This is a genomic window from Streptomyces sp. NPDC055013 (genome assembly GCF_053608645.1).
On sequence record NZ_JBSGVW010000012.1, the window covers coordinates 13,482 to 38,641 of the forward strand.

General features: G+C 69.2%; 21 protein-coding genes. 11 read left to right on the plus strand and 10 right to left on the minus strand.

Going from position 1 to position 25,160, the window contains the following annotated elements; all coding sequences use genetic code 11:
* Positions 1-150 precede the first annotated feature (150 nt).
* Positions 151-3,207, minus strand: a complete 3,057-nt coding sequence (gene uvrA, locus ACWGDB_RS17295; RefSeq protein ID WP_453823204.1) for an excinuclease ABC subunit UvrA — start codon at positions 3,205-3,207, stop codon at positions 151-153.
* Between the two features lie 248 nt (positions 3,208-3,455).
* Here uvrA and ACWGDB_RS17300 point away from each other — a divergent pair, with 248 nt between their 5' ends.
* From ACWGDB_RS17300 to ACWGDB_RS17320, 5 genes are all read left to right on the plus strand, one after another.
* On the plus strand, positions 3,456-4,142 hold the full coding sequence (locus ACWGDB_RS17300) for a maleylpyruvate isomerase family mycothiol-dependent enzyme (RefSeq protein WP_453823205.1): 687 nt from the start codon (positions 3,456-3,458) through the stop codon (positions 4,140-4,142).
* 97 nt (positions 4,143-4,239) lie between these two features.
* Positions 4,240-4,896 (plus strand): MBL fold metallo-hydrolase, encoded by a 657-nt coding sequence (locus tag ACWGDB_RS17305; protein ID WP_453823206.1) that lies wholly within the window; start codon positions 4,240-4,242, stop codon positions 4,894-4,896.
* 365 nt (positions 4,897-5,261) lie between these two features.
* Positions 5,262-6,146, plus strand: coding sequence for an ABC transporter substrate-binding protein (locus ACWGDB_RS17310; RefSeq protein WP_453823207.1), 885 nt, complete (start codon positions 5,262-5,264; stop codon positions 6,144-6,146).
* A complete protein-coding gene (locus tag ACWGDB_RS17315; protein ID WP_453823208.1) occupies positions 6,143-7,063 on the plus strand; it encodes an amino acid ABC transporter permease in 921 nt (306 codons plus the stop codon). Before ACWGDB_RS17310 ends, ACWGDB_RS17315 begins: the two co-directional genes overlap by 4 nt.
* A 20-nt stretch (positions 7,064-7,083) precedes the next feature.
* Positions 7,084-7,812 (plus strand): amino acid ABC transporter ATP-binding protein, encoded by a 729-nt coding sequence (locus ACWGDB_RS17320; protein ID WP_453823363.1) that lies wholly within the window; start codon positions 7,084-7,086, stop codon positions 7,810-7,812.
* Positions 7,813-7,904: 92 nt separating this feature from the next.
* On the opposite strand, the gene aroQ is transcribed toward ACWGDB_RS17320, so the two are convergent.
* Positions 7,905-8,378 carry a type II 3-dehydroquinate dehydratase gene (gene aroQ, locus ACWGDB_RS17325; RefSeq protein ID WP_453823209.1) on the minus strand — a complete coding sequence of 158 codons (474 nt, stop codon included), beginning with the start codon at positions 8,376-8,378 and terminating at the stop codon, positions 7,905-7,907.
* A gap of 104 nt (positions 8,379-8,482) precedes the next feature.
* Between aroQ and ACWGDB_RS17330 the strand changes: the two genes are divergently transcribed.
* Together ACWGDB_RS17330 and ACWGDB_RS17335 are read left to right on the plus strand one after the other, a co-directional pair.
* On the plus strand, positions 8,483-9,529 hold the full coding sequence (locus tag ACWGDB_RS17330) for a S66 family peptidase (protein ID WP_453823210.1): 1,047 nt from the start codon (positions 8,483-8,485) through the stop codon (positions 9,527-9,529).
* A gap of 95 nt (positions 9,530-9,624) precedes the next feature.
* Positions 9,625-10,896 carry an MFS transporter gene (locus ACWGDB_RS17335; RefSeq protein ID WP_453823364.1) on the plus strand — a complete coding sequence of 424 codons (1,272 nt, stop codon included), beginning with the start codon at positions 9,625-9,627 and terminating at the stop codon, positions 10,894-10,896.
* Between the two features lie 53 nt (positions 10,897-10,949).
* Here ACWGDB_RS17335 and ACWGDB_RS17340 read toward each other — a convergent pair whose 3' ends face one another.
* The 7 genes from ACWGDB_RS17340 to ACWGDB_RS17370 all read right to left on the minus strand — a co-directional run bounded on the left by ACWGDB_RS17340 (position 10,950) and on the right by ACWGDB_RS17370 (position 19,737).
* Positions 10,950-12,050, minus strand: coding sequence for a calcium:proton antiporter (locus tag ACWGDB_RS17340; protein WP_453823211.1), 1,101 nt, complete (start codon positions 12,048-12,050; stop codon positions 10,950-10,952).
* A 103-nt stretch (positions 12,051-12,153) separates the two neighbouring features.
* On the minus strand, positions 12,154-12,468 hold the full coding sequence (locus ACWGDB_RS17345; RefSeq protein ID WP_453823212.1) for a hypothetical protein: 315 nt from the start codon (positions 12,466-12,468) through the stop codon (positions 12,154-12,156).
* 128 nt (positions 12,469-12,596) lie between these two features.
* Positions 12,597-13,598: a TerC/Alx family metal homeostasis membrane protein gene (locus ACWGDB_RS17350; RefSeq protein ID WP_453823213.1), complete on the minus strand. Its 1,002-nt coding sequence runs from the start codon at positions 13,596-13,598 to the stop codon at positions 12,597-12,599.
* A gap of 226 nt (positions 13,599-13,824) precedes the next feature.
* Positions 13,825-15,888 (minus strand): TerD family protein, encoded by a 2,064-nt coding sequence (locus ACWGDB_RS17355; protein WP_453823214.1) that lies wholly within the window; start codon positions 15,886-15,888, stop codon positions 13,825-13,827.
* A 53-nt stretch (positions 15,889-15,941) separates the two neighbouring features.
* On the minus strand, positions 15,942-16,520 hold the full coding sequence (locus ACWGDB_RS17360) for a TerD family protein (protein ID WP_453823215.1): 579 nt from the start codon (positions 16,518-16,520) through the stop codon (positions 15,942-15,944).
* Positions 16,521-16,685: 165 nt separating this feature from the next.
* Positions 16,686-18,830 carry an excinuclease ABC subunit UvrB gene (gene uvrB, locus ACWGDB_RS17365; RefSeq protein ID WP_453823216.1) on the minus strand — a complete coding sequence of 715 codons (2,145 nt, stop codon included), beginning with the start codon at positions 18,828-18,830 and terminating at the stop codon, positions 16,686-16,688.
* A gap of 40 nt (positions 18,831-18,870) precedes the next feature.
* Positions 18,871-19,737 (minus strand): MHYT domain-containing protein, encoded by an 867-nt coding sequence (locus ACWGDB_RS17370; protein WP_453823217.1) that lies wholly within the window; start codon positions 19,735-19,737, stop codon positions 18,871-18,873.
* A 282-nt stretch (positions 19,738-20,019) separates the two neighbouring features.
* Here ACWGDB_RS17370 and ACWGDB_RS17375 point away from each other — a divergent pair, with 282 nt between their 5' ends.
* The 4 genes from ACWGDB_RS17375 (at position 20,020) to fdhA (ending at position 24,600) form a co-directional block, all read left to right on the plus strand.
* Positions 20,020-20,886 (plus strand): glycerophosphodiester phosphodiesterase, encoded by an 867-nt coding sequence (locus tag ACWGDB_RS17375; protein ID WP_453823218.1) that lies wholly within the window; start codon positions 20,020-20,022, stop codon positions 20,884-20,886.
* A gap of 70 nt (positions 20,887-20,956) precedes the next feature.
* Positions 20,957-21,511 carry a methylated-DNA--[protein]-cysteine S-methyltransferase gene (locus ACWGDB_RS17380; protein ID WP_453823219.1) on the plus strand — a complete coding sequence of 185 codons (555 nt, stop codon included), beginning with the start codon at positions 20,957-20,959 and terminating at the stop codon, positions 21,509-21,511.
* 194 nt (positions 21,512-21,705) lie between these two features.
* A complete protein-coding gene (locus ACWGDB_RS17385; RefSeq protein ID WP_453823220.1) occupies positions 21,706-22,992 on the plus strand; it encodes an MFS transporter in 1,287 nt (428 codons plus the stop codon).
* Positions 22,993-23,373: 381 nt separating this feature from the next.
* Positions 23,374-24,600 (plus strand): formaldehyde dehydrogenase, glutathione-independent, encoded by a 1,227-nt coding sequence (gene fdhA, locus ACWGDB_RS17390; RefSeq protein ID WP_453823221.1) that lies wholly within the window; start codon positions 23,374-23,376, stop codon positions 24,598-24,600.
* Positions 24,601-24,678: 78 nt separating this feature from the next.
* Here the strand turns inward: fdhA and ACWGDB_RS17395 are convergent, their stop codons facing one another.
* Positions 24,679-25,107: a VOC family protein gene (locus ACWGDB_RS17395; protein WP_453823222.1), complete on the minus strand. Its 429-nt coding sequence runs from the start codon at positions 25,105-25,107 to the stop codon at positions 24,679-24,681.
* Positions 25,108-25,160: the final 53 nt, after the last annotated feature.

Sequence of the window (25,160 nt, forward strand, 5' to 3'; positions counted from 1 at the left end):
TCTGTCCATTCGAATTCGCTGTTGAGCAGTCAAGGTTCGTCGCAGCCACAGGGATCGGGCCGCTGATGATCCAACGTGCTGCGCCCCGCGGGGAGTTCCCGCGGGGCGCAGCACTTTTCAGGATGTGTCCGGGCTCGTCGCTCGTGAGCCTCAGGCCTTGCGGGCCCGCGTCGTCTTCTTCGCGGGCGTCGCCTTCTTCGCGGCAGCTGTCTTCTTCGTGGCCCCGGCCGCCTTGTCGGTGGCCTTGTTGTTGACCGTCTTCGCGGTCCTGGCCGTCGCCGTCTTCTTCGCCGTGGCTCCTGCCGCGACCGTCTTCTTGGCGGCCGTCCGACGTGGCGCCTTCACCGGGGCGGCGTCGCTGATCCGGTCGGCGTCGAGGATCTCGCGCAGGAACTTGCCGGTGTGGCTGGCGGGGACCGCGGCAACCTGCTCGGGGGTGCCCTCAGCGACGACGAGGCCACCGCCGGCGCCGCCCTCGGGACCCATGTCCACGACCCAGTCCGCGGTCTTGATCACGTCGAGGTTGTGCTCGATGACGATGACCGTGTTGCCCTTGTCGACCAGGCCGGACAGCACCCTCAGCAGCTTGCTGATGTCCTCGAAGTGCAGACCGGTGGTCGGCTCGTCGAGAACGTAGACCGTGCGGCCTGTGGAGCGCTTCTGCAGCTCGCTGGCGAGCTTCACCCGCTGGGCCTCACCGCCGGACAGGGTCGTCGCGGACTGACCGAGCCGGACATAGCCGAGACCGACGTCGTTCAGCGTCTTGAGGTGACGGTTGATCGACGGGACGGCCTCGAAGAAGTCCATGGCTTCCTCGATCGGCATGTTCAGGACCTCGGCGATGGACTTGCCCTTGAAGTGGACCTCCAGGGTCTCCCGGTTGTACCGGGCGCCGTGGCAGACCTCGCACGGGACGTAGACGTCCGGGAGGAAGTTCATCTCGATCTTGATGGTGCCGTCGCCCGCGCAGTTCTCGCAGCGGCCGCCCTTGACGTTGAAGGAGAAGCGGCCCGGCATGTAGCCGCGGACCTTCGCCTCGGTGGTCTCGGCGAACAGCTTGCGGATGTGGTCGAACACGCCGGTGTACGTCGCCGGGTTCGATCGCGGGGTGCGGCCGATGGGCGACTGGTCGACGTGCACGACCTTGTCGACGAGGTCGTCGCCGTCCACCCGCGTGTGCCGCCCGGGCACGCTGCGGGCGCCGTTCAGCTCGCGCGCGAGGTGCGTGTACAGGATGTCGTTGACCAGCGTGGACTTTCCGGAGCCGGACACACCGGTGACCGCGGTGAACACGCCCAGGGGGAACGAGACGTCGATGTCCTGGAGGTTGTTCTCGCGGGCGCCGTGCACCGTGAGCTGCCGGGACGGGTCGTGCGGGCGTCGGATGTCGGGCAGCGGGATCGACTTCTTGCCGGCCAGGTACTGACCGGTCTGCGACTCGGCGTTGGCGAGCAACTCCTTCAGGGAGCCGCTGTGCACGACCTTGCCGCCGTGCTCACCGGCGCCGGGGCCGATGTCGACGATCCAGTCGGCGACCTTGATGGTGTCCTCGTCGTGCTCGACGACGATGAGCGTGTTGCCCATGTCGCGCAGCCGGACCAGGGTCTCGATCAGCCGGTGGTTGTCGCGCTGGTGCAGACCGATGGACGGCTCGTCGAGCACGTACAGCACGCCGACGAGTCCGGAACCGATCTGGGTGGCCAGGCGGATGCGCTGGGCCTCGCCACCGGAGAGCGTGCCGGCCGCGCGGTTGAGTGAGAGGTAGTCCAGGCCGACGTCGACCAGGAACCGCAGCCGCTCGTTGACCTCCTTCAGCACACGCTCGGCGATCTTCTTGTCGCGGGCGTTGAGCTTCAGCTCGCCCAGGAACTCCGCGCAGTCGCTGATGGACATCGCGGAGACCTCGGCGATCGACTTCTCCATGATCGTGACCGCGAGGACGATCGGCTTCAGGCGCGTGCCCTCACAGGTGGGGCAGGGCACCTCGCGCATGTAGCCCTCGAAGCGCTCACGGCTGGCGTCGCTCTCCGCCTCGCTGTGCCGACGCTTGACGAAGGGGACGGCCCCTTCGAACGGCGTCGTGTACACGCGCTCGCGCCCGTAACGGTTGCGGTAGCGGACCTCGATCTGCGTCTTGTGGCCGTACAGCAGGGCCTTCCTGGCGCGCTGGGGCAGGCCCGCGAACGGGATGTCCGTGCGGAATCCCAAGGCGTCCGCGAGGGCGCCGATCAGTCGGCCGAAGTAGTCCTTGGTGTGGCCGTGCGACCAGGGGTGGATGGCGCCCTCGTCGAGGGACTTGTCCTCGTCCGGGACGATCAGCTCGGGGTCGACCTCCATGCGCGTGCCGATGCCGGTGCACTCGGGGCAGGCGCCGAAGGGCGAGTTGAAGGAGAAGGAGCGCGGCTCCAGCTCTTCGAAGGAGAGGTCGTCGTACGGGCAGTACAGGTGCTCCGAGTACATGCGCTCGCGCTCGGGGTCGTCCTCGGGAAGGTCGACGAAGTCGAGCACGACCATCCCGCCGGACAGGCCGAGGGCGGTCTCCACGGAGTCGGTGAGCCGGCGCTTGGCGGAGTCCTTCACCGTGAGGCGGTCGACTACCACCTCGATGGTGTGCTTCTCCTGCTTCTTCAGCGTGGGCGGGTTGGACAGCTGGATCGTCTCGCCGTCCACACGCGCGCGGGAGTAGCCCTTGGTCTGAAGATCGGCGAAGAGATCGACGAACTCGCCCTTGCGCTCGCGCACCAGCGGCGACAGGACCTGGAAGCGGCTCCCCTCCGGCAGCTCCAGGACCCTGTCGACGATGGCCTGCGGCGACTGGCGCGAGATCGGGCGGCCGCACTCGGGGCAGTGCGGCTTGCCGATCCGCGCGAAGAGCAGACGCAGATAGTCGTAGACCTCGGTGATGGTGCCGACCGTCGAGCGCGGGTTGCGCGAGGTCGACTTCTGGTCGATGGAGACCGCCGGGGACAGACCCTCGATGAAGTCGACGTCCGGCTTGTCCATCTGACCGAGGAACTGCCGGGCGTACGACGACAGCGACTCCACGTAACGCCGCTGTCCTTCGGCGAAGATCGTGTCGAAGGCCAGCGAGGACTTGCCCGACCCCGACAGGCCCGTGAAGACGATGAGCGAGTCGCGCGGCAGGTCGAGCGAGACATTCTTCAGGTTGTGCTCGCGCGCGCCACGGACGATGAGACGGTCGGCCACGCCGGTCCGCACCTTTCTTGAGAGAAGTGACAGGGGGGCGAGGCCCCCGTGTTTTCTCGGACTAGGCCCCCGTGTTCTTCAGACTAGGGGGAGCCACTGACAACGCCGGTCGGATTCCCGAATGGGACAACAATCCCGAGCCATCCAGCATGCCCGACGTCACGACCGACCCTATAGCACGCGCATTCGATTTACGGCACTCGTTCACCACCTTCACCCAAAGGTGTGGCGGGGCTAATGTCAGCACCATGATTGATCACGCTCGTGACCTGGTGTCTGTACGTGAAGCGACCGAAAGGCTGCTCACCGCAGCGGCCAAGCTGGACAACGCGTCGGCGACCGAGCCGTCACGGCTTCCCGGCTGGAGCCGCGGCCACGTCCTCGCCCATATCGCCCGCAACGCCGACGCCCTCGTGAACGTCCTCGAGGGGCGCCCCATGTACGCCTCCGCCGCCGCCCGGGACGCCGACATCGAGAGGGACGCCCCTCGGCCCCTCGATGCGCAGCTCACCGACGTGCGCGACAGCGGGGCCCGCTTCCAGGAGACGGGAGCGGTCCCCGCGGACTGGTCACGCACGGTGGAGCTGCGCAACGGGGTCACCGACGCGGCGGCCCGGGTGCCGTTCCGGCGCTGGGTCGAGGTGGAGCTGCACCATGTGGACCTCGGGATCGGGTACGAGCTGGAGGACGTGCCGTCGGAGTTCGTGGAGCGGGAGATCGACTTCCTCGCGGAGCGGTTCACCGGGCACCCCGATGTGCCGTCGACACGTCTCACGGACGGCACGCGCGCGTGGAGCACGGGCCGCGAGGCGAGCACTCCGGAGGTCACCGTCCAAGGTTCCGGTCCCGAACTCCTCGGGTGGCTCGCCGGACGCCGCGACGGCTCCGCGCTGACCGCGCAGGGCGGCACGCTGCCGTCGCTGCCCCCGCTGTAACAGCCGTACGGTCCCTGGGCCGCCCTGCCCATAACGTCCTGCCCGCTCCGGTGGCCCGAACGGCCCAGGGACCGCTCTGCCGCTATAGGCTGCCGACATGACGTACAGCGGACAGGTGACGGTCGGTGGCCCTGCCGACGTGCACGAGCTCAAGGACCTGATGATCACCAAGATCGCGGTCGGCCCGATGGACAACAACGCCTATCTGCTGCGCTGCCGGGCCACCGACGAGCAACTGCTGATCGACGCCGCCAACGAGGCGGAGACACTGCTGGGCATGATCGGCGACGACGGCATCGCGTCCCTCGTCACCACCCACCAGCACGGCGACCACTGGCAGGCGCTCGCCGCGGTCGTCGACGCCACCGGCGCGCGCACGTACGCCGGCCGCGACGACGCCGACGGCATCCCGGTGCCGACCGACGTCCTGGTCGACGACGGCGACATCATCCGGGTGGGGCGCGTGGAGCTCACCGCACGCCACCTGGTCGGGCACACGCCGGGGTCCATCGCTCTCGTCTACGACGACCCGCACGGACATCCCCATGTGTTCACCGGGGACTGTCTGTTCCCGGGCGGTGTGGGCAACACCCGTAAGGACCCTGCAGCGTTCGCCAGTCTGATCCACGACGTCGAGACGAAGATCTTCGACACCCTGCCGGACGAGACATGGGTCTACCCGGGGCACGGCAACGACACCTCGCTGGGCGCGGAACGGCCTCATCTGCCGGAGTGGCGCGCGCGGGGCTGGTGACGGCAGGGCTGGTCACCGCCCGGCGGGGCTTGGTGAGGGCCGCCCCGTCCAGTACGCGCGCCCTGCGCTCCCCGCGCACGCGCCCCGTGTGAACCGTTCACACACGTTGGTGTGCTGCGCGCGCTCCCGGGGCGCGTTGTTGCGCAGTCAACTGGAAGCAGCCCCGCGCAGGATGACGGCTCCTGAGCGGTACGGGCCGCCGGTCTTCAACCCCGCCCTCGACCGGCGGCCCCGGCGGCTGCTGCTGCCGTGGAAGTGCCGTGGAAGCGGGCTGTGTTCACAAGAACGCAACACCCCTTCCCACTATGCGGAAACTGACCGTCGTGACCTCGACAAACACGACGGCCCACTGCCAATCTCGCGCCATGCACCTTGCCCCTCGCGCACTGCGCCGCGCCGTCGTCGTCGCCACGACCGCCCTGCTCGCCACCGCTCTCGGCTGTGCTCCGCAGCCGGAGGAGAAAGCCGCCGGAACACCGTCGGGATCGGCGGGGAGCGCCTGCGCCAAGGGCGAGTTGGCCACCAATACCTCCGGCAAGCTCACGATCGCCACCGACGAGCCGGCATACGAGCCCTGGTTCAAGGACGACAAGCCGGCCAGTGGCGAGGGCTTCGAGTCGGCGGTCGCGTACGCCGTGGCCGAGCAACTCGGCTACGACAAGAGCGCCGTCGTCTGGCAGAGCGTGCCGTTCAACAAGGCCTTCGCACCCGGCGAGAAGACCTTCGACTTCGACATCAACCAGGTGTCGATCAGCGACGAGCGCAAGAAGGCCGTGGACTTCTCCTCCGGCTACTACGACGTCCGCCAGGCCGTCATCGCACTGAAGGGAACCAAGGCCGCCGAGGCGAAGAGCGTCGCGGACCTGAAGGGCCTCAAGCTCGGCGCCCAGGTCGGCACGACCAGCCTCGGCTACATCGACGACGTGGTGAAGCCGACCCAGGAGGCCGCCGCGTACGCCAAGAACGACCAGGCCAAGTCCGCGCTGAAGAACGGTCAGGTCGACGCCGTCGTCGTCGACCTGCCGACCGCCTTCTACATCACCGCCGCCGAGGTGACGGATGCGACGATCGTCGGCCAGTTCGAGAACCAGGGCGGTACGCCGGAGCAGTTCGGGCTCGTGCTCGACAAGGGCAGCGCGCTCACCGCGTGCGTGTCGGACGCCGTCGACGCGCTGCGTGAGGACGGCACTCTGGGCAAGCTCGAGCAGCAGTGGCTGTCGGACGCCGTCGACGCTCCGGTGCTCAAGTGACGGTCACGAAGGAGGAGTCCGGCCAGGAAGGCGCGGACGACGACGATGACATGTCCGGGGCGGGCGACGACGGCTACGTCCCCTCCCGGCGACGTCTCGACCGCGAGCGCTACAAGCGTGCCCGCGCCCGCCGAGCCACGGCCATCGCGGCGCTCTCCACGCTGGTCACGGGCGTCGTTCTCTACCTGGTCGTGGTCAACGCGCCTGGCTGGCCGCGCACCAAGGAGACGTTCTTCGACCGGCAGTACGCGCGCGAGGCGTTCCCGAAGATCCTCGAAGGGCTCTGGCTGAACGTCCGGCTGCTGCTGATCTGCGGCGCGGCCGTGCTGGTTCTAGGGATGCTCATCGCCGTCGCCCGCACGCTGCGCGGCCCGGTGTTCTTCCCGCTGCGGGCGCTGGCGGCCGCCTACACGGACTTCTTCCGGGGCCTTCCGCTCATCATTAACCTCATGATCGTCGTCCTCGGCGTCCCCGCGCTGCGGCTGCAGGGCGTGACCGTCGATCCCGTACTGCTGGGCGGTACGGCCCTGACACTGACGTATTCGGCGTACGTGGCCGAGGTGTTCCGCGCGGGCATCGAGTCCGTCCACCCCTCACAGCGGGCCGCGGCCCGCTCGCTCGGCCTCACCAACCGCCAGGCACTGCGGCACGTCGTCCTGCCCCAGGCCGTACGCCGTCAGGTGCCGCCCCTGCTGAATGACCTGGTGTCGCTGCAGAAGGACACCGGGCTGGTCTCGATCGGCGGTGCGGTGGACGCCGTGCGGGCCGCGGACATCATCGTGGGCCGCAGCCTCAACTACACGCCGTACATCGTCGCGGGCCTGGTCTTCGTGGCGCTGACCATCCCGATGACACGCTTCACGGACTGGGTGACGGCCCGGATGGACCGTCGGCGCGCCCAAGGAGGAGCCCTGTGAGCGACGTACCCGTGCTGCGCATGGAGTCCGTACGCAAGACCTTCGGCAGCTCGGTCGTCCTGCGGGACGTCGACCTGGAGGTCACCCCGCACACGGTGACCGCGCTGATCGGCGCCTCCGGCTCCGGCAAGTCCACGCTGCTGCGGTGCGCGAACCTGCTGGAGGACATCGACGACGGCGCGATCTGGCTGGACGGCGAGGAGATCACCGATCCACGCGTCGACCAGGACGCCGTACGGCGCCGTATCGGCGTGGTGTTCCAGGCGTACAACCTCTTCCCGCACATGACGGTCCTGGAGAACATCACCCTCGCACCGCGGCGCGTTCACGGCGTTTCCCGGGCGGAGGCCGAGGCACGCGCGCGTGAGCTGCTGGAGCGGCTCGGGCTGGCCGGCAAGGCCGGCGAGTACCCGGACCGGCTGAGCGGCGGTCAGCAGCAGCGGGTCGCGATCGTGCGCGCCCTGGCCGTACGCCCCCGGCTGCTGCTGCTCGACGAGATCACCGCCGCCCTCGACCCCGAGCTCGTCGGCGAAGTCCTCACCGTGGTCCGTGACTTGAAGGACGACGGGATGACGATGGTGCTGGCCACGCACGAGATGGGGTTCGCCCGCGAGGTGGCCGACCAGGTTTGTTTTCTGGACGGTGGCGTGGTGCTGGAGCACGGCACGGCCGAGCAGATCTTCGGCGATCCGCAGCAGGAGCGCACCCGGCGCTTCCTGCGGAGGATCGTGGAGGCGGGACGCCTGTAAGGCCGCCCAGGCATGTTCAGGCACTGTAGGCGCGTGTAAGGACCGCCCCGCCATGGAGGGCGGTCCTTACATCTGCGCCCCGCCCGCCCACATCACGTGTCCGCCTGCCCCGCCCCGGCCAGCGCCGCGACCCGCTCCACGCCGAACACGTACCCCTGCACACCGCACCCCGCGATGACCCCGTCGGCGCGCAGCGAGACGTACGAGTGGTGCCGGAACGTCTCGCGCTTGTGGATGTTGGAGATGTGGACCTCCAACACCGGAAGACCGTCACAGGTGTTGAGCGCATCCAGGATCGCCACGGAGGTGTGCGAGTAGGCACCGGGGTTGATCACGATCCCGCAGTGATTCAGCCGTGCCTCATGAATCCAGTCGACCAACTCCCCCTCGTGGTTGGACTGCCGGAAGTCGATCGTGCCGCCGTGCGCGGCAGCCGCCTTGACGCACAGAGCCTCGACATCGGCCAGGGTCTCGGAGCCGTAGATCTCCGGCTGGCGCTGGCCGAGCAGGTTCAGGTTGGGGCCATTGAGGATCATGATCGGGGCGTTGGCCAGGATGCGGGGCACGGTTCCTCCGGTCCGTTCGGGGTTGCGCGGTCCGTCGAAGACCGCTGCTCAGACCCCGGTTTATCACGGTGCACAAGGCACGCCGTGCGTCCTACCCTCCCGGTATGACCGTGATCTCGTACCCTCCCAAGCCCTCCCCCGGCGACAGCGTCGCCATCATCTCCCCCGGTGCGGGCCTGCCCGGGCTCTTCCCGCTCCCCTACGAGCTGGGTCTGGAGCGGCTGCGCAAGGAGTACGGGCTCGAACCTGTCGAGTACCCGGCGACCTGCAAGATGGGCTCCACGCCTCAGGAGCGGGCCGACGACATCCACGCCGCCTTCGCCGACCCGGACATCAAGGCGGTCATCGCGTCCATCGGCGGCGATGACCAGATCACCGTGCTGCCGCTGCTGGACCGGGAGTTGATCCGGGCGAACCCCAAGCCGTTCTTCGGAATGAGCGACAACACGAACCTGCTCATGTTCCTGAGCAACGCCGGAATCGTCGGCTATCACGGCGTGAGCGTGATGTGCGAGCTGGGTCGCCCCGGCGCCATGCACCCGCAGACCGCCGACTCGCTGCGGGCGGCCCTGTTCACCTCGGGCGAGTACGAACTCGGGCCCGCCGAGCGCTGGAACGACATCAATCGCGACTGGGCCGACCCCACGACCTTCGATGCGGAGCCGGAGACGCGGCCCGGAACCGGGTGGACCTGGGTGAACGCCGACCAGGTGGTGGAAGGCCGCACCTGGGGCGGCTGCCTGGAGATCGTCGGCTGGCTGCTGATGGCCGACCGGGAGATCGCGCGTGACCTCTCGGAGTACGACGGCGGGGTGCTGTTGCTGGAGACGTCGGAGGAGTTGCCGAGCGCCAACGAGGTCTTCTGGACCCTGCGCAACATGGGCGAACGCGGGCTGCTCCAGCGCTTCTCCGCGCTGCTGATGGGCCGCGCGAAGACGTGGTCCTTCGAACACCCCAATGGCCCGGAGGAGGCCGCTCGTTACGCCGCTGAGCAGCGTGAAGCCGTGCTGCGCGCCATGCGCATGTATGCCCCCACCACCCCGATCGTCTTCGACGTGGACCTCGGACACACCGACCCGCAACTCGTCATCCCTTACGGCGGCACCGTGCGTGTCGATGGCCCCGCCCGGCGCATCACCGTCACGTACTGAACGCGGCCGACCGCCCCCGCGCGCCCCCGTAACTCGTGGTCACCGTGGGTAGTTGACGCAGCATGCACGACGTACGCACCGTAAAGGCGCCCTCCATGCTGCGGCTCGCCGCCGCGTCGCTCGTCGGCACGGCCATCGAGTTCTACGACTTCTTCGTCTACGGGACGGCGGCGGCGCTGGTCCTCGGGCCGCTGTTCTTCCCGACGTTCTCGCCGGTGGCGGGAACCCTGGCCGTTTTCGCGACGTTCGGCGTGGGCTTCGTGGCGCGGCCACTGGGGTCGGTGCTGTTCGGGCACATCGGGGACCGGCACGGACGCCGGCCGGTCCTCGTCGCCTCGCTGCTGCTGACCGGCGCCTCCACGGTCGCGGTCGGCTGCGTGCCGACGTACGACACCATCGGGGTGACCGCTCCCCTGCTGCTGCTCCTGCTGCGCTTTCTGCAAGGGCTCGGGCTCGGCGGTGAGTGGGGCGGGGCCGTGCTGCTGACGGTGGAGCACGCGCCCGCCGGGCGGCGGGGCCTGTGGTCGAGCTTCCCGCAGGTCGGGCCCGCGCTGGGCTTCCTGCTCGCCAACGGTGTGGTGCTGGGGCTGTCGGCGACGCTGTCCGATGCGCAGTTCGCCGCGTGGGGATGGCGGGTGCCGTTCTGGGCGGCGGGAGTGCTCGCGTTGGTGGGGCTGTGGCTGCGGTCGTCGCTCACCGAGAGTCCTCGGTTCCTCGAAATCGACGAGCCCGCGCGTGTGCCGCTCGCCGAGGTCGCCCGCGACCACTGGCGGCTCGTTCTGCTGACGGCCGGGGCCCTGTCGATCGGATACGCGATCTTCTACACCGTGACGACCTGGTCGCTCGCCTACGCCACCGAACGGCTCGGCGTGGGCCGCGGCGTCATGCTGGTCTGCATCATGGGCGCGGTGGTGGTGAAGGGCTCGCTCACACCGGTGGTGGCGATTCTCGGCGACCGGTACGGCCGACGGCCCCTGTGTCTGATCGGGTGCGCTGCCTCCGCCCTGTGGATGTTCCCGTTGGTGGCGCTTCTCGCCACGGGCGAGCCGCTGCTGATGTTCCTCGGCTTCCTCGGGGCGATGCTCGCGTTCATCACGATGTTCGCGGTGATCGCCGCGTATCTGCCGGAATTGTACGAGCCCCGGGTGCGCTGCACGGGCGCCGCGGTGGGCTACAACCTCGGCGGCGTCCTCGGGGGCGCGCTCACGCCGATCGTGGCGACTGCGCTCGTCGAGCAGGGTGGTCGGGTGCCCTGGGGTGTGGGGGCGTATCTGACGGGGGTCGCGCTGCTCAGCCTGGGGTGCTTCGCGCTGCTGCCCGAGACGCGTCCGGTGGCTGCCGTGGCGGCGGAGCCCGCCACGGGGTGACGGGCTCCGGAACGCCATGACCACGGGACACCGGGTGCTGCCACACTCGGCAGCTACGGATTGAGCGCGAGCTCCAGGTAGGCCGCGAACAGCACCAGGTGGACGCCGCCTTGCAGCGGTGTCGCCCGCCCTGGCACCACCGTCAGCGCACTCACCACCACCGTCAGGGCGAGCAGCACCATGTGAGTGGGGCCGAGGCCGAGGACGAGCGGGCCGGAGAGCCAGATGGAGGCCAGGGCGACCGCGGGGATGGTCAGGCCGATGCTGGCCATCGCCGAGCCGAGTGCGAGGTTCAGACTGGTCTGCACACGGTCACGGCGGGCGGAGCGAAGCGCGGCGATCGTCTCGGGAAGCAGCACCAACAGAGCGATGATCACACCGACGACGGCATGCGGAAGGTCGGCCGCCACCACCCCTGACTCGATGGTGGGCGACACTCCCTTGGCCAGGCCGACCACGCCAACCAGGGCCAGGCCCAGCAGCCCCAGGCTGATCAGGGCGGTGCGGCGGGAGGGCGCGTCGGCGTGGGCGTCCGCGGTGATCACGTCGCCCTGCCGGGTGATGGGAAGGAAGTAGTCGCGGTGCCGCACGGTCTGGGTGGTCACGAAGAGGCCGTACAGGATCAGCGAGGAGACCGCGGCGAACGTCAGCTGCACGGTGGAGAACTCCGGGCCCGGCTTGCTCGTGGTGAACGTCGGCAGCACGAGGCTGAGCGTGGCCAGGGTGGCGACTGTTGCGAGGGCGGCGCCGGTGCCCTCGGGGTTGAAGACGGCCGTACGGTGCCGCAGTGAGGCGACCAGCAGGGACAGGCCGACGATGCCGTTACAGGTGATCATCACGGCCGCGAAGACCGTGTCCCGGGCGAGGGTGGCGCTCTTGTCTCCGCCGTCGACCATCAGGGTCACGATCAGGGCGACCTCGATGATCGTGACGGCCACGGCGAGGACGAGCGAGCCGAAGGGTTCGCCGACCCGGTGGGCGACCACTTCGGCGTGGTGGACGGCGGCCAGCACGGCGCCTGCGAGGACGAGGGTCACCAGCGCGACGACCGCGCCGGGCAGGTCTCGTCCCCAGGTGAAGACCAGCAGGACGATCGCGAGCACCGGCACGAGGAACGTCCACCCGGTGGTGAGCGGCCTGAGCCGAGCGATCATGGAGCGATCGTCGCAGAGGGCTTGAGGGTTCGCATTCCGGTCCGAGGGGTTGTCAGGTGGCCCCGCGCCCTCGGGTTGCGGGGCCCCTGTCTTTCGTATGTCGCTACGCGAAATCGGTCGTCTCCTGTACGTCGCAGTCCGTGAAGGACGGCGGCGCGGTGCACAGCGCGGCCATCTGCTCCGCGAACTTGGTCGTCTCGGGGTCGTCGCTGTTGCGCATCGCGTCCTCGTGGGAGGCGAACTCGATCACTACGAGGTAGCGGTTGGGCTGCCCCCGGTCCTTGAGGACGATGCGTCGCGTGGGGCCGCCTTCGCGGCCCGCCAGGCGCTGCTCCGTCTCGTGGGCCAGTTCCCGCATCTCGTCGATGCGCTCGGTCTCGAAGTCGATGATCTGTACGAACTTGATGGGTGCGTCCACAGGTGCCTCCACCCCCGGCCGTGGTGTCCCCGGACGGGGACACCAGCACCCAACGAAGCACCGGGAGCGGTGCTCGGCAATTCGCTCGGCACCACTCCCGGTGTTGGTTCTTTCTACGTCCGACGTGGTCAGACGTCGATGCTGTCCTTCGGAGCGCCTTCGCTCCGCTCCTGCGCCGCCTCGGCCTCCGCTTTCTTCTTGGAGGCCCTCAGGCTGGTGATCGTGGTGACGATCAGGACGGAGCAGATCACACCCAGCGAGACCGGAATGCTGATCTCGGGGACGTGCACCCCGGACTCGTGCAAAGCGTGCAGCACCAGCTTGACGCCGATGAAGCCGAGGATGATCGACAGGCCGTAGCTGAGGTGGACCAGCTTCTTCAGCAGGCCACCGATCAGGAAGTACAGCTGCCGCAGACCCATCAGCGCGAAGGCGTTGGCGGTGAACACGATGTACGGGTCCTGGGTCAGACCGAAGATCGCCGGGATGGAGTCGAGGGCGAAGAGCACGTCGGTGGTACCGATAGCCAGCATCACGACCAGCATCGGGGTCATGACCCGCTTGCCGTTCTCCTGGATCCACAGCTTGGTGCCGTGGTACCGGTCAGCGACACCGAACCTGCGCTCGGCCGCCTTCAGCAGCTTGTTCTCCTCGAACTCCTCTTCCTCATCGCCGGCCTTGGCCTCCTGGATGAGCTTCCAGGCGGTCCAGATCAGGAAGGCACCGAAGAGGTAGAACACCCACGCGAAGCTGGCGAGGATCGCGGCCCCCGCGGCGATGAAGATCGCCCGCAGCACCAGGGCTATGAGGACACCGACCAGCAGCACTCGCTGCTGGTACTGGGACGGCACCGCGAACTTCGCCATGATCAGGACGAAGACGAAGAGGTTGTCGACACTCAGTGACTTCTCGGTGATGAAGCCTGCGAAGAACTCACCGCCGGCCTGTCCGCCGCCGAAGATCAGCAGGCCGAGGCCGAAGAGGCCGGCCAGTGCGATCCAGACGACCGTCCAGATACCGGCTTCCTTGATCGAGACGTCGTGCGGCTTGCGGCCGATGAAGAAATCGACGGCGATCAGGGCGGCAAGGCCCACGATGGTCAGGACCCATAGGGTCGTGGAAACTTCCACTGCTGCGCCTCCGGCAGTCGTAACGGCAAATGTCAGCGTCGTCGCGCGCCGGAGGTCTCTTCCACCCACTATGGGCCGACGCCCCGGGATCTGGCCGGATCCGTATTGACGGGTACGTCGCAGCGACAGGGAGTACTCCCCTCCGTGCAATGAACAGTACCCCAATTGCCAAGGAAAGGTAAAGCGCTTGGCAAAAGAAGCGCCAAGTTTGCAGGTCAGAGGCGCTTTACCGGTACTTGGCCCGAGCTGCTGCGACCTGTGCGAGCACCTGCTGGAGCACCTGGCTGCCGGGCGGCACGAGCGGGGGCTCGTAGGTCCAGGCGTGTCCCACCCACGGGTCGGCGAGGTGATCGTCCGGCGTCGGGGTCAGTCGCATCAGCGAGCGCCACAGCGGGTCGAGCAACGGGCCGTAGGCGGCCGCCTCCTCGCGGTCCGCGACCATCATCAGGTGGACGCCGACGGCCGGACCCTCGTCCGCCAGGTAGCGCAGCTGGTTCACGGCGCGGTCGTCGAAGCCGTGCGGGAAGTCGTTGACGATCAACAGCTGCTCGGAGGTGTCGAAATCGGGCGGCAGAGAGTCGGGGGCACCTCCGCGCACCGCCATCTGCACCAGGTCGACACGCTGGGTGAGTCGTGCGAGGACCTCCGCGACACCGGTCGCGCCCACGGCGGGCGGGGCAGCGAGCACACCGGTCTGCACCAGCGGTACCAGCGCTTGTGCGCCCGAACCGGCGGGATCGATGACATGCACGGTGAACTCGCCCGCCGGATAGACGGCGAGCAGCCGTGCCGCGTGCGCCACCGCGGTCTCCATCGCGAGGCGCCGCAGGTCATGGGAGTCCGTGAACGAGCCGTCGAGCGAGCCGCTGCCTCCGCTGTCGATCCACAGGCCCCGCTCCAGCGGCAGCCGGACGAGCATCGGGATGCGCAACCGGTCGCTCTCGGGCAGGTGGAGGTCACCCAGGCGCAGGGCCATGGGGATCTCCATCGGTACGCGGTAGCCGTGCCAGACGGGGTTGTCCCAGCGCGCGAACGCAAGCGGCAGCGCGGGTTCGACGACCTCGGACTCGGCGGTGAGCTGGGCGATGTCCCGGTCGAGCGATGCCCTGGCCTGGTTGACGAGCTGTGTGTGCTTGACCTGGGCCGCCTCGCGCGCGGCGTCGCCCTGACCGCCGATCCGGCTGCGCGGGTCCGACAGGACCTGGTCGAGTTCCTTCTCCATGCGCGATTCGGCGAAGTCCACCGCGCTGCGGTAGGCGGCTGTGGTGCGGGCCAGGTCCTCGAACATGCCCCACACCTGGTTGTAGAGCCGCTCGTCCATGGACCAGCCGGTGGCGTCGCCCGCGACGGGCTGCGCCGGTTGCCCGGGCTGTGCCGGGGGTGCGGCCGGTGGGGGCGGCGGCGGAGCCGCGGTCTGACGGCCCGGGTGGCTGTAGTTGATGGGGCCGCCCGAGGTGGGAGCGGACGGCTGAGCCGGGTCGGTGGCGCCGGTTCCGCCCTGGTACGACGGCTGCGGCGCGGGCTGGCCCGGGAGGCCGGGCGCCTGCGTGCCGTACGGGGACGTCGGCGGGGGTGTCGGCTGGCCGGGCGCGTCCGGCGTCTGCGTGCCGTACGGCGACGCGGGGCCTGATGTGCCCTGCGATGCGGGGCCGCCCTGGTCCGAGCCGTGGGCCGGCGCGGCCGCCTGCCGGGAGCGGTCGCCGTCCGTGCGTGGCGGGGGTGCCGGCACCGAGCGGGCCATGCCCTGGGCCACCGCTTCGTTGATGCTGCCGGCGAGTTGCTGGGCCTGGGGCAGGCCTTGGTCGGTCAAGAGGTCGGCGAGGCCACCGGCGTACCCCTGGCCGATGGCGCGTACCTTCCAGGCGTCCTGGCGGCGGTAGAGCTCCAGCGCCACGACGGCCGACTCGGCCTCCAGGCCGGTGACGGTGTAGCTGGCGACCTCGGTGCCGTCGAGGCCGGTGACCGCGACGAAGGGGGTCGCGACGGCGCCGAACCGGGTTGGGCCGCCGGCCCCCGTCGGCAGGGCGAGCAGCACACTGACACGGTGGACGGCCTCCGGCATGGCGTCCAGGTCCACCGCGAGGCGATGGGCGGCGGCCGCCTGCCGGGAGACCTCGAGGCCAGGCAGGGTGGGTGTGCCGGGATGGGCCACCCACTCGACGCCGTGGATCCTGCCCTGCTCGTCGCCGAGCGTGGCTGCGGCCACGATCGGTGTGCCGGCCGAGATCCGGATCTCCAGACGGGCCTGGGAGAGCGGGTGGTTCTGCCCCCGCACCAGCTCGGCCGTCATGCCTTCGTCCCCCTGTGTCGCTTGTCGTGTCGTGTGCCGCTCGCCGGGCGGGCCTACAGGTGCGGCAGGATCGCCGGCATCAGGTCCTGGAAGGTACGGCCGTTGGCCGGGGTGCCGATGGCGGTCATCGACCAGCCCGGACCCGAGCGGTGCACCTTCGCCATGATCTGCGCCGTGTACTGGCCGCCGCCGGCCAGCGTGTAGCGGGCGAGCTCCTGGCCGTTGGTCTCGTCGACCAGGCGGCAGAAGGCGTTCTGCACCTCCTGGAAGGTCTGGCCCGTGAATGAGTTCACGGTGAAGACGATCTGATCGATGTGGACCGGGAGGCGCGCGAGGTCGACGAGGATCGCCTCGTCGTCGCCGCCCTGGCCGACACCGCCGACGAGGTTGTCACCGGTGTGGCGAACCGAGCCGTCGTCGCTCACCAGGTGGCGGAAGAAGACGACGTCGACCGGCTGCTTGTCCGCGAACAGGACGGCGGAGGCGTCGAGGTCGACCTCCCGCGTACGCGAGCCGAACAGGCCGCGCCGGGGAGCCGCCTGCCAGCCGAGACCCATGCGCACCGCGGTCAGGCTGCCGCCGTCGTTCTTCTGCAGACTGATGGCCTGACCCTTGGTCATGTTGACGGTCACGTGCTGATTCCCCTCTCGAGCTGTCCCCTGTTGGCCGCGGAGTCCGCGGATGACGAGAACCCTACGCAGGGGCACTGACAGTGACGTACCCCGGTCCCCACTTTGTGTCGGTCTTGCAACACAGCGAGTACCGGGAGTTCGGCCGACGACCGTTCGAGCAGCCTCTCAGGCCAGGCCCGCCTCCTTCATCTGGCGCAACTCCTTCTTCATCTCGGACACCTCGTCGCGCAGCCGGGCCGCGATCTCGAACTGCAGATCCGCGGCCGCGGCACGCATACGCTCCGTCAACTCCTCGATCTGCTCGGCGAGATCGGCCGCCGGGCGGTCGGTCGGCACCGTCTCCTTCGCCTTGCCCTTGGCGGCCTTGCCCGCCTTCGCGCCCTTGGCCTTGTCGCCGAGGGAGGGCACGGGGGCCTTGGTGCCCCGGCCGTCCTTCTTGGCGCGGTAGCCGGTGCCGAGCAACTGCTCGGTGTCGACGTCCTCGCGGGCGATCTGCGCGACGATGTCGTTGATCTTCTTGCGCAGCGGCTGGGGGTCGATGCCCCTCTCCGTGTTGTACGCGACCTGCTTCTCCCGGCGGCGGTTGGTCTCGTCGATGGCCTTCTCCATCGCCGGGGTGATCTTGTCGGCGTACATATGAACCTGGCCGGAGACATTGCGCGCCGCGCGGCCGATGGTCTGGATGAGGGAGGTGCCGGAGCGCAGGAAGCCCTCCTTGTCGGCGTCGAGGATCGCCACGAGTGACACCTCGGGCAGGTCGAGACCCTCGCGAAGGAGGTTGATGCCGACGAGGACGTCGAACTCGCCGGCGCGCAGCTCGCGCAGCAGCTCGACGCGGCGCAGTGTGTCGACGTCACTGTGCAGATAACGCACCTGGATGCCGAGCTCCAGGAAGTAGGCGGTGAGGTCCTCGGCCATCTTCTTGGTGAGGGTGGTGACCAGGACGCGCTCGTCCTTCTCGACACGCTCCCGGATCTCATGCACCAGGTCGTCGATCTGCCCCTCGGTGGGCTTGACGACGACCTCCGGGTCGACCAGGCCGGTGGGGCGGATGATCTGCTCGACGTGACCGTCCCCGCGGGAGAGTTCGTAATTGCCCGGGGTCGCCGACAGGTAGACCGTCTGCCCGATGCGCCCTTGGAACTCCTCCCACTTCAGGGGGCGGTTGTCGAGGGCGGAGGGCAGGCGGAAGCCGTGGTCGACGAGGGTGCGCTTGCGGGAGGCGTCGCCCTCGTACATGGCTCCGATCTGCGGCACGGTGACGTGCGACTCGTCGATGACGAGCAGGAAGTCGTCCGGGAAGTAGTCCAGCAGGGTGTTCGGCGGGGAGCCGGGCGAGCGGCCGTCGAAGTGCATCGAGTAGTTCTCGACGCCGGAGCAGCTGCCGATCTGACGGAGCATCTCGAGGTCGTAGGTCGTACGCATCCGCAGGCGCTGGGCCTCCAGGAGCTTTCCCTGGTTCTCCAGCTCGGAGAGGCGCTCGCCGAGCTCCTTCTCGATGTCGTTGGCTGCCCGCTCCAGGCGCTCGGGGCCCGCGACGTAGTGGGTGGCCGGGAAGACGTACAGCTGCTCGTCGTCGCTGATGATCTCGCCGGTGAGGGGGTGGAGCGTGGACAGTGCCTCGATCTCGTCGCCGAACATCTCGATGCGGACGGCGAGCTCCTCGTAGACCGGGAAGATCTCGATGGTGTCGCCACGCACGCGGAAGGTGCCGCGGCTGAAGGCGAGGTCGTTGCGCGTGTACTGGATGTCCACGAAACGGCGCAGCAGCTGGTCCCGGTCGACCTCGTCGCCGACCTTGAGGGGGACCATGCGGTCCACGTACTCCTGCGGGGTGCCGAGGCCGTAGATGCAGGAGACCGAGGCGACCACGACGACGTCGCGGCGGGTGAGCAGCGAGTTGGTCGCGGAGTGCCGCAGACGCTCGACCTCCTCGTTGATCGAGGAGTCCTTCTCGATGTAGGTGTCCGACTGCGGGACGTAGGCCTCGGGCTGGTAGTAGTCGTAGTACGAGACGAAGTACTCGACGGCGTTGTTCGGCAGCAGCTCGCGGAACTCGTTCGCCAGCTGGGCGGCCAGCGTCTTGTTCGGCGCCATCACCAAGGTGGGGCGCTGGAGCTTCTCGATCATCCACGCGGTGGTGGCGGACTTGCCGGTGCCGGTCGCGCCGAGCAGGACGACGTCCTTCTCGCCGGCTTCGACACGCCGGGCGAGATCGGCGATGGCCTGCGGCTGGTCGCCGCTGGGCTGGTAGGGGCTGACGACCTCGAAGGGCGCCACCGTGCGTTCGATGCTGGAAACGGGCCGCATGAAGTCAACCGTACGACCCCCCACTGACAACGCGGTCCGATCAGTGGTTTTGCGGGGTCCGGGAGCCTCGGTGGTCCTGGTTGCGGCGGGTGCGCAGCTGCGGGCGGCGGGCCTGGTGCTGGACGATCGTGTGGGCCGGGACGCCCGGCTTGGGCTCGGAGGGGACCACTGCGGGTTTCCCCATGATCATGTGCGGGTCGAACAGTACGACGGCACCGGCCAGCAGCAGGAAGGCGAGCGGGCCGACCAGCATCGGCGCGAGCAGGCCGGCGGGTGAGTCGCCGGTCGCGGGCGTGTCCGTGCTGTGCAGATGGACACTGAGGGCGGCCATGCCGGTGTAGTGCATGCCGCTGACGGCGAGGCCCATGACGAGGCTGGCGCCGACGCTCCACATGAGCCCTCTGACCTGTCCGGCGGCCCACAGCGCGGCGGTGGCAGCCACCATCGCTATGGCGACGGAGATGCCGACGGTGAGCGTGTTGTATTCCAGCTTGCCGTTGAGCCGCATGCCGGCCATGCCCAGGTAGTGCATGGAGGCGATGCCCAGACCGGTGATGGTGCCGCCGGTGAACAGAGCCGTTCCGCGGGCGCCTTTGTAACCGACGATGAAGATCCCGACGCCGACCATGAGGATGGCGACGGCGAGACTCGCGAACGTCATCGGCTTGTCGTAGTGGATCGGTGTCCCCTCGACCGTGAACCCCATCATCGCGACGAAGTGCATGGTCCATATGCCGGAGCCGATGGCCGCCGAGCCCAGGGCGAGCCAGCCCGGGCGCCAGGACTGCGAGACGAGCATCGATCTGGTGGTGCAGCGCAGGCCGAGCGCACCGCCGAGGCAGGCCATGAGGTAGGCCACCAGCGGGGTGACGAGTCCGTAGCTGAATCCGTCGATCGTGCCCTGCATACGCAGCTGCCCTTCCCGCCCTGGTACGTCCCGGAATGCCGTGAAAAAACGCGCCCCCTCCCAGGACCGCCCGAGCGGTTCAGGGTTGAGGCAGAGAGTAACTCCCACCGGAATGGTCGAACGATTTTCCGGCAAAGAAACACGGGCTTACCCCAGTTGTGCGGCATGAGTGAGCGGGCCCGGACCACTCCATTCAATCTGTGGCCATTCTGTACTCCTCCAGCGTTGACCCTCTGCTGCCACAGTGGTGCTGTCCGTGATCGTTCGACGCGAGGAGTACGCATGCACGCGCGCGTTGTAGCCGCCACGACGACCGCAGTCCTGGGAACCGCCGCGCTTCTGCTTCCCGCGCCCCATGCCCGGGCCGGCGCCGAGCGGCCCACGGTCATCGCGCACCGAGGGGCCTCCACCTACGCACCCGAGAACACGCTGGCCGCTGTCGACAAGGCCGCCGAACTGGGCATCAGCTGGGTCGAGAACGACGTGCAGCGCACCAAGGATGGGGAGCTGGTCGTCCTCCACGACGACAACCTGAAGCGCACGACCGATGTGGAGCAGGTCTTCCCCAGCCGGGCGCCCTGGAAGGTGAAGGACTTCACCGCCGCCGAGATCGCCCGTCTGGACGCGGGCAGCTGGTTCGGCCCCACATACGCGGGCGCGCGCGTGCCGACGCTGGGGCAGTTCATGGAGCGGGTGGAACTGCACCACCAGAAGCTGCTCCTGGAGATCAAGAACCCTGACCTGTATCCGGGCATCGAGCAGCAGACCCTCAAGGCCCTGGACAACGGGGGCTGGCTCGACGCGCCCCACCTGGCCCGGCTGATCGTGCAGAGCTTCAGCGCCGACAGCGTGCGGACCGTCCACGAACTGAAGCCGGCGGTGAAGACCGGCTTCCTCGGGACGCCGCCCGTCTCGGACCTGTCCTGGTACGCGACCTTCGCCGACCAGATCAACCCCTCGTACACCTCCATCTCCACGGGTTACGTCAACTCCGTCCAGGCGTTCGAGGGGCCGCACGGCAGGCCGCTGGAGGTGTTCACCTGGACCGTGAACGACGCGGACACCGCCCGGCTGGTCGCCGGGTACGGCGTCGACGGGATCATCACCAACAGCCCCGACGTGGTGCGGGACGCCCTGCCCGAGGAGTGAATGGCGCCGGGCTGCGGTGCCCGACGCCCGTTCGCGGGGCGTTGTCAGTGGTGGGTCGTACGGTTGGCGCATGGACAGCCATGGGCAGTACGAGCAGCAGATCGTGTGGGCCGTCGTCGGTACCGACATCGGTCCGCTGATGCTGGCCGCGACCCGCGACGGACTGGTCAGCGTCGTGTTCCACGCCACGGAGGAGGTGCGCGAGAAGACGCTCGCCCGACTGGCGTCCCGACTGGGCACCGAGCCGGTCGAGGCACCCGACTCCCCGCTGCTGGCCGAGGCGATACGTCAGATGGAGGAGTACTTCGCGGGTGCGCGCCGCGACTTCGAGCTGCCGCTGGACTGGTCGCTGATCTCCGGATTCAACCGGCAGGTGCTGCACGAGCTGGCCTCCGGTGTCCCATTCGGCAGTGTCGTCGGCTACGGCGATCTGGCCGGGCGGGTCGGCCAGCCGGGTGCGGCCCAGGCGGTGGGGATGGCGATGGGCGCCAATCCGCTGCCGGTCGTCGTGCCCTGTCACCGGGTCGTGGAGAGCGACGGCGGCATCGGAGGGTTCGGGGGCGGGCTGGAGACGAAGCGGAAGCTGCTCGCGCTGGAGGGGGTCCTGCCGGAGCCGCTCTTCTGATCTCCTGATGATCTTCCGAGGGCTTCACATTCTTCACACTGTGAAGGCTCCTCGGTCCCTCGCAGGGTTGGGCGGGCGGGAGATGAGGGGGAGACTGCGCCTGTGACGACACCTTTCACCCACTTGTATGCGGCCCATTCGATGTGTTGTCCCCTGCCGACCCGCCGGACGGGCCGTACAGCCGGGTGCGCGTCGTGACCGCCGTGGAGCGGCAGGCCGTCGTTCCCGTCCCGCCCGATCGGTTGCCTGCACTGCGGCGCCGCATCTCGGGCGTACTGATCACCACGCAGATCCTGGGCGGCCTGGGCGTCGCCACCGGCATCGCGCTCGCTGCGGTCCTGGCCCAGGAGGTCAGCGGCACCGAGTCGCTGTCCGGGCTCGCGCCCACCGCGACCGTCGCCGGTACGGCGGTGTTGTCGATGCCGCTCGCCGCGCTGATGACCGCGCGAGGGCGAAGGCCGGGACTCGTCCTGGCCTATCTCATCGGGGCCGTGGGAGCGGGTGTCACGGTGCTCGCGGCAAGCATCGGGAGCTTTCCGCTGCTGCTGTGCGGGATGGCGGCGTTCGGCGCGGCCTCGTCGGCGAATCTGCAGGCGCGGTTCGCCGCCGCGGATCTGGCCGAGCCGGAGCATCGGGCCCGGGCGATCTCGCTCGTCGTGTGGGCGACCACGATCGGCGCGGTCCTCGGCCCGAACATCGCCGCGCCCGCCGGTCGTAGCGTCACGGGACTCGGGATACCCGCCGCGGCGGGTCCGTTCCTGTGGGCGGCGGGGATCTTCCTGATATCCGCGGTCGTGGTGGCCGTACTTTTGCGGCCGGACCCGCTGCTGACGGCACGTGCGCTCGCACCGGCCGAGGAGCAGTCGCCCGCGGCCCGTTCGCTGCGCGCCGGGATGGCAGCCGTGGCCGCCTCGCCGCGGGCGCGGCTCGCGGTGGTGACGGTGGCCGTCGCGCACACGGCGATGGTCTCGGTGATGTCGATGACCCCGGTCGACCTCGCGCACCACGGCGCGGGCATCGATCTGATCGGGCTGGTCATCAGCGGGCACATCGCCGGCATGTACGCGTTCGCGCCGCTCATGGGGCGACTGTCGGACCGGCTGGGGCGGCTGTCCGGGATCGGGCTCGCCGGGGGGCTGCTGGCGTGCGCGGTGTTCGTCGCCGGTACGGCGGGCGGCAGTCATGGGCAGACGGCCTTCGGGCTCTTCGTGCTGGGGCTCGGCTGGTCGGCGGCGCTCGTCTCCGGTTCCGCGCTGCTCACGGACTCCGTGCCGCAGCCGGCCCGGGCCGCCGCGCAGGGGCTGTCGGACCTCGTCATGAACGCCTCCGCGGGCATCGGCGGGGCTGCCGCCGGGCTGGTCGTCGCGCAGGCGAGCTACGCCTGGCTGAACTTCGCCGCCGCGTGCCTGTTGCTGCCGTTGGCGGGGCTGGCTCTGTTCACCCGGGGCAGGCGGACGGAGAAGGCTCTGCCCGGCGACTGACGCCATGCCCCCGGGGCGCTCGGTCCGCCACGAGGGACACCCGTCGGCCGGCCAGGGCCACAGGGAAGGCAGGGAACTCACGGCCAGCCCGTACGCGGCGCCCATTCCGGTTCCCCCGGGCCGTCGGCTGTGCTCGTCCAGACGCCCGGTCCGCGCCCTCTGCTCATCCGGGGCGCCCCCCGCCCCGCTCGCCCTCCGCCCGTCCGCCCGGGCCGCAAGCCCTGCCCGCCTTGCTCCCGCAGAGCCCGAGCAGACCGGACGCTTCCGGTAGCCGAGAGGACTGGCCGGAGCCCATCCGCAGGAGCAGACTCGGCCATACGCACAGCCGCTGGCATCCGACTGGCATCCGGAAGACCCGGGCCGAAGGGACGGCGATCACGCATGAGCGGAAACAGGGCAGTGGCGTATCTCAAGCCGGGCACGGTGGAGGTCAGGTCCATCGACTACCCCACGCTCGAGCTCCAGGACGGACCGGGAGTCGCCCCCGACAACGTCGGCCGCAAGTGCCGGCACGGGGTGATCCTCAAGGTCCTCGCGACCAACATCTGCGGAAGTGACCAGCACATGGTGCGCGGGCGGACGACCGCGCCGGAGGGGCTGGTCCTAGGACACGAGATCACCGGAGAGGTCGTCGAACGGGGTCCGGACGTCGAGACCATCGACGTCGGCGACATCGTCTCCGTACCGTTCAACATCGCCTGCGGGCGGTGCCGTAACTGCAAGGAGCGCAAGACCGGCATCTGTCTGAACGTGAACCCGGCCCGGCCCGGGGCCGCGTACGGCTATGTCGACATGGGCGGCTGGGTCGGCGGACAGGCCGAGTTCGCCATGATCCCCTACGCGGACTTCAACCTGCTGAAGTTCCCCGACCCGGACCAGGCGCGCGCGAAGCTGCTCGATCTGACGATGCTGTCGGACATCTTCCCGACCGGCTTCCACGGCGTGGTCAGCTCGGGTGCGGGCGTCGGCTCGACGGTGTACGTCGCCGGGGCGGGCCCGGTCGGGCTCGCGGCGGCCGCTTCGGCGCATCTGCTGGGCGCCGCCGTCGTCATCGTCGGCGACCTGAACCCCGAACGCCTCGCCCAGGCGCGCAGCTTCGGCTGCGAGACCGTCGACGTCTCGCAGGGCAGTGTGGAGGAGCAGATCGCGCAGATCCTCGGGGAACCCGAGGTGGACGCCGCGGTCGACGCGGTCGGCTTCGAAGCGCGGGCTCACGGCCCGAACGCCCAGGAGGCGCCCGCGACGGTCCTCAACTCGCTGATGGGTGTCACGCGCGCGGGCGGTGCCCTCGGCATCCCCGGCCTGTACGTCACGGACGACCCCGGAGGGATCGACCAGGACGCCAAGTCCGGGACGCTGAAGGTGCGGCTGGGCCTCGGCTGGGCCAAGAGCCACCGCTTCACGACCGGACAGTGCCCGGTCATGCAGTACCACCGGGGCCTGATGATGGCGATCCTGCACGACCGGGTGCACATCGCCAAGGCGGTCAACGCGACCGTGATCGGCATCGAGGACGCGCCACAGGGCTACGCCGAGTTCGACCAGGGCGCCAGCCGCAAGTATGTGCTGAATCCGCACGGGGCGCTGGACGCCGCACGGGCGGCCTGACGTCCCCGGCTCCGACGTTCCCGGCTCCGACGTCCCGAGAAACGGGGGCCACGCTCGCGTGGCCCCCTGCTCGGCGCCCTAGTCGTAGTGCCGGGCCTCGAAGATGTTGCCGTCGGGGTCGCGGAAGTAGAAGCTGCGCTTGGCCTTGCCGCGGGCGCCGAAGGAGTCGTACGAGTACTCCGAGACCGGTACGTCCTGCTCCTCCAGGTGGCTGCGCAGCCCGTGGAAGTCGGCCTCCGGCAGGGACAGGCAGACGTGATTGACCGGGTGTCCCGCGCTGCGGGCGGCGTCGGGGAGCATCTTCATGCGCTCCGCCATGGTCATCGGCATGAGGTCGAGGATGGTCTCGTCGTTGACGCGCACCGAGGGGAACGGCGCCTCGCCCGCGATGAAGTCCGTGAGCCTGACGGGCACCATGCCGAGCGTCTTCTCGTAGAACGCGGCCGACGCGGCCGGGTCGCTCACCCAGAGAACCACGTGGTCGAGGCGTGTCGTGTTGTCGGTCATGCATTCAAGGCTGGTGGTGTCTCACACATGCCGCAAGGGTTTGACCCGGTGCG

Excerpts from the sequence above, each read along its gene's own strand:
- fdhA (WP_453823221.1), top strand. The coding sequence starts at position 23,374 with ATGAGCGGAAACAGGGCAGTGGCGTATCTCAAGCCGGGCACGGTGGAG.
- ACWGDB_RS17375 (WP_453823218.1), top strand. The coding sequence starts at position 20,020 with ATGCACGCGCGCGTTGTAGCCGCCACGACGACCGCAGTCCTGGGAACC.
- ACWGDB_RS17355 (WP_453823214.1), bottom strand. The coding sequence starts at position 15,888 with ATGACGGCCGAGCTGGTGCGGGGGCAGAACCACCCGCTCTCCCAGGCC.
- ACWGDB_RS17320 (WP_453823363.1), top strand. The coding sequence starts at position 7,084 with ATGGAGTCCGTACGCAAGACCTTCGGCAGCTCGGTCGTCCTGCGGGAC.
- ACWGDB_RS17380 (WP_453823219.1), top strand. The coding sequence starts at position 20,957 with ATGGACAGCCATGGGCAGTACGAGCAGCAGATCGTGTGGGCCGTCGTC.
- ACWGDB_RS17330 (WP_453823210.1), top strand. The coding sequence starts at position 8,483 with ATGACCGTGATCTCGTACCCTCCCAAGCCCTCCCCCGGCGACAGCGTC.
- uvrB (WP_453823216.1), bottom strand. The coding sequence starts at position 18,830 with ATGCGGCCCGTTTCCAGCATCGAACGCACGGTGGCGCCCTTCGAGGTC.
- ACWGDB_RS17370 (WP_453823217.1), bottom strand. The coding sequence starts at position 19,737 with ATGCAGGGCACGATCGACGGATTCAGCTACGGACTCGTCACCCCGCTG.
- ACWGDB_RS17300 (WP_453823205.1), top strand. The coding sequence starts at position 3,456 with ATGATTGATCACGCTCGTGACCTGGTGTCTGTACGTGAAGCGACCGAA.
- ACWGDB_RS17305 (WP_453823206.1), top strand. The coding sequence starts at position 4,240 with ATGACGTACAGCGGACAGGTGACGGTCGGTGGCCCTGCCGACGTGCAC.
- ACWGDB_RS17340 (WP_453823211.1), bottom strand. The coding sequence starts at position 12,050 with ATGATCGCTCGGCTCAGGCCGCTCACCACCGGGTGGACGTTCCTCGTG.
- ACWGDB_RS17395 (WP_453823222.1), bottom strand. The coding sequence starts at position 25,107 with ATGACCGACAACACGACACGCCTCGACCACGTGGTTCTCTGGGTGAGC.
- ACWGDB_RS17310 (WP_453823207.1), top strand. The coding sequence starts at position 5,262 with ATGCACCTTGCCCCTCGCGCACTGCGCCGCGCCGTCGTCGTCGCCACG.
- ACWGDB_RS17335 (WP_453823364.1), top strand. The coding sequence starts at position 9,625 with ATGCTGCGGCTCGCCGCCGCGTCGCTCGTCGGCACGGCCATCGAGTTC.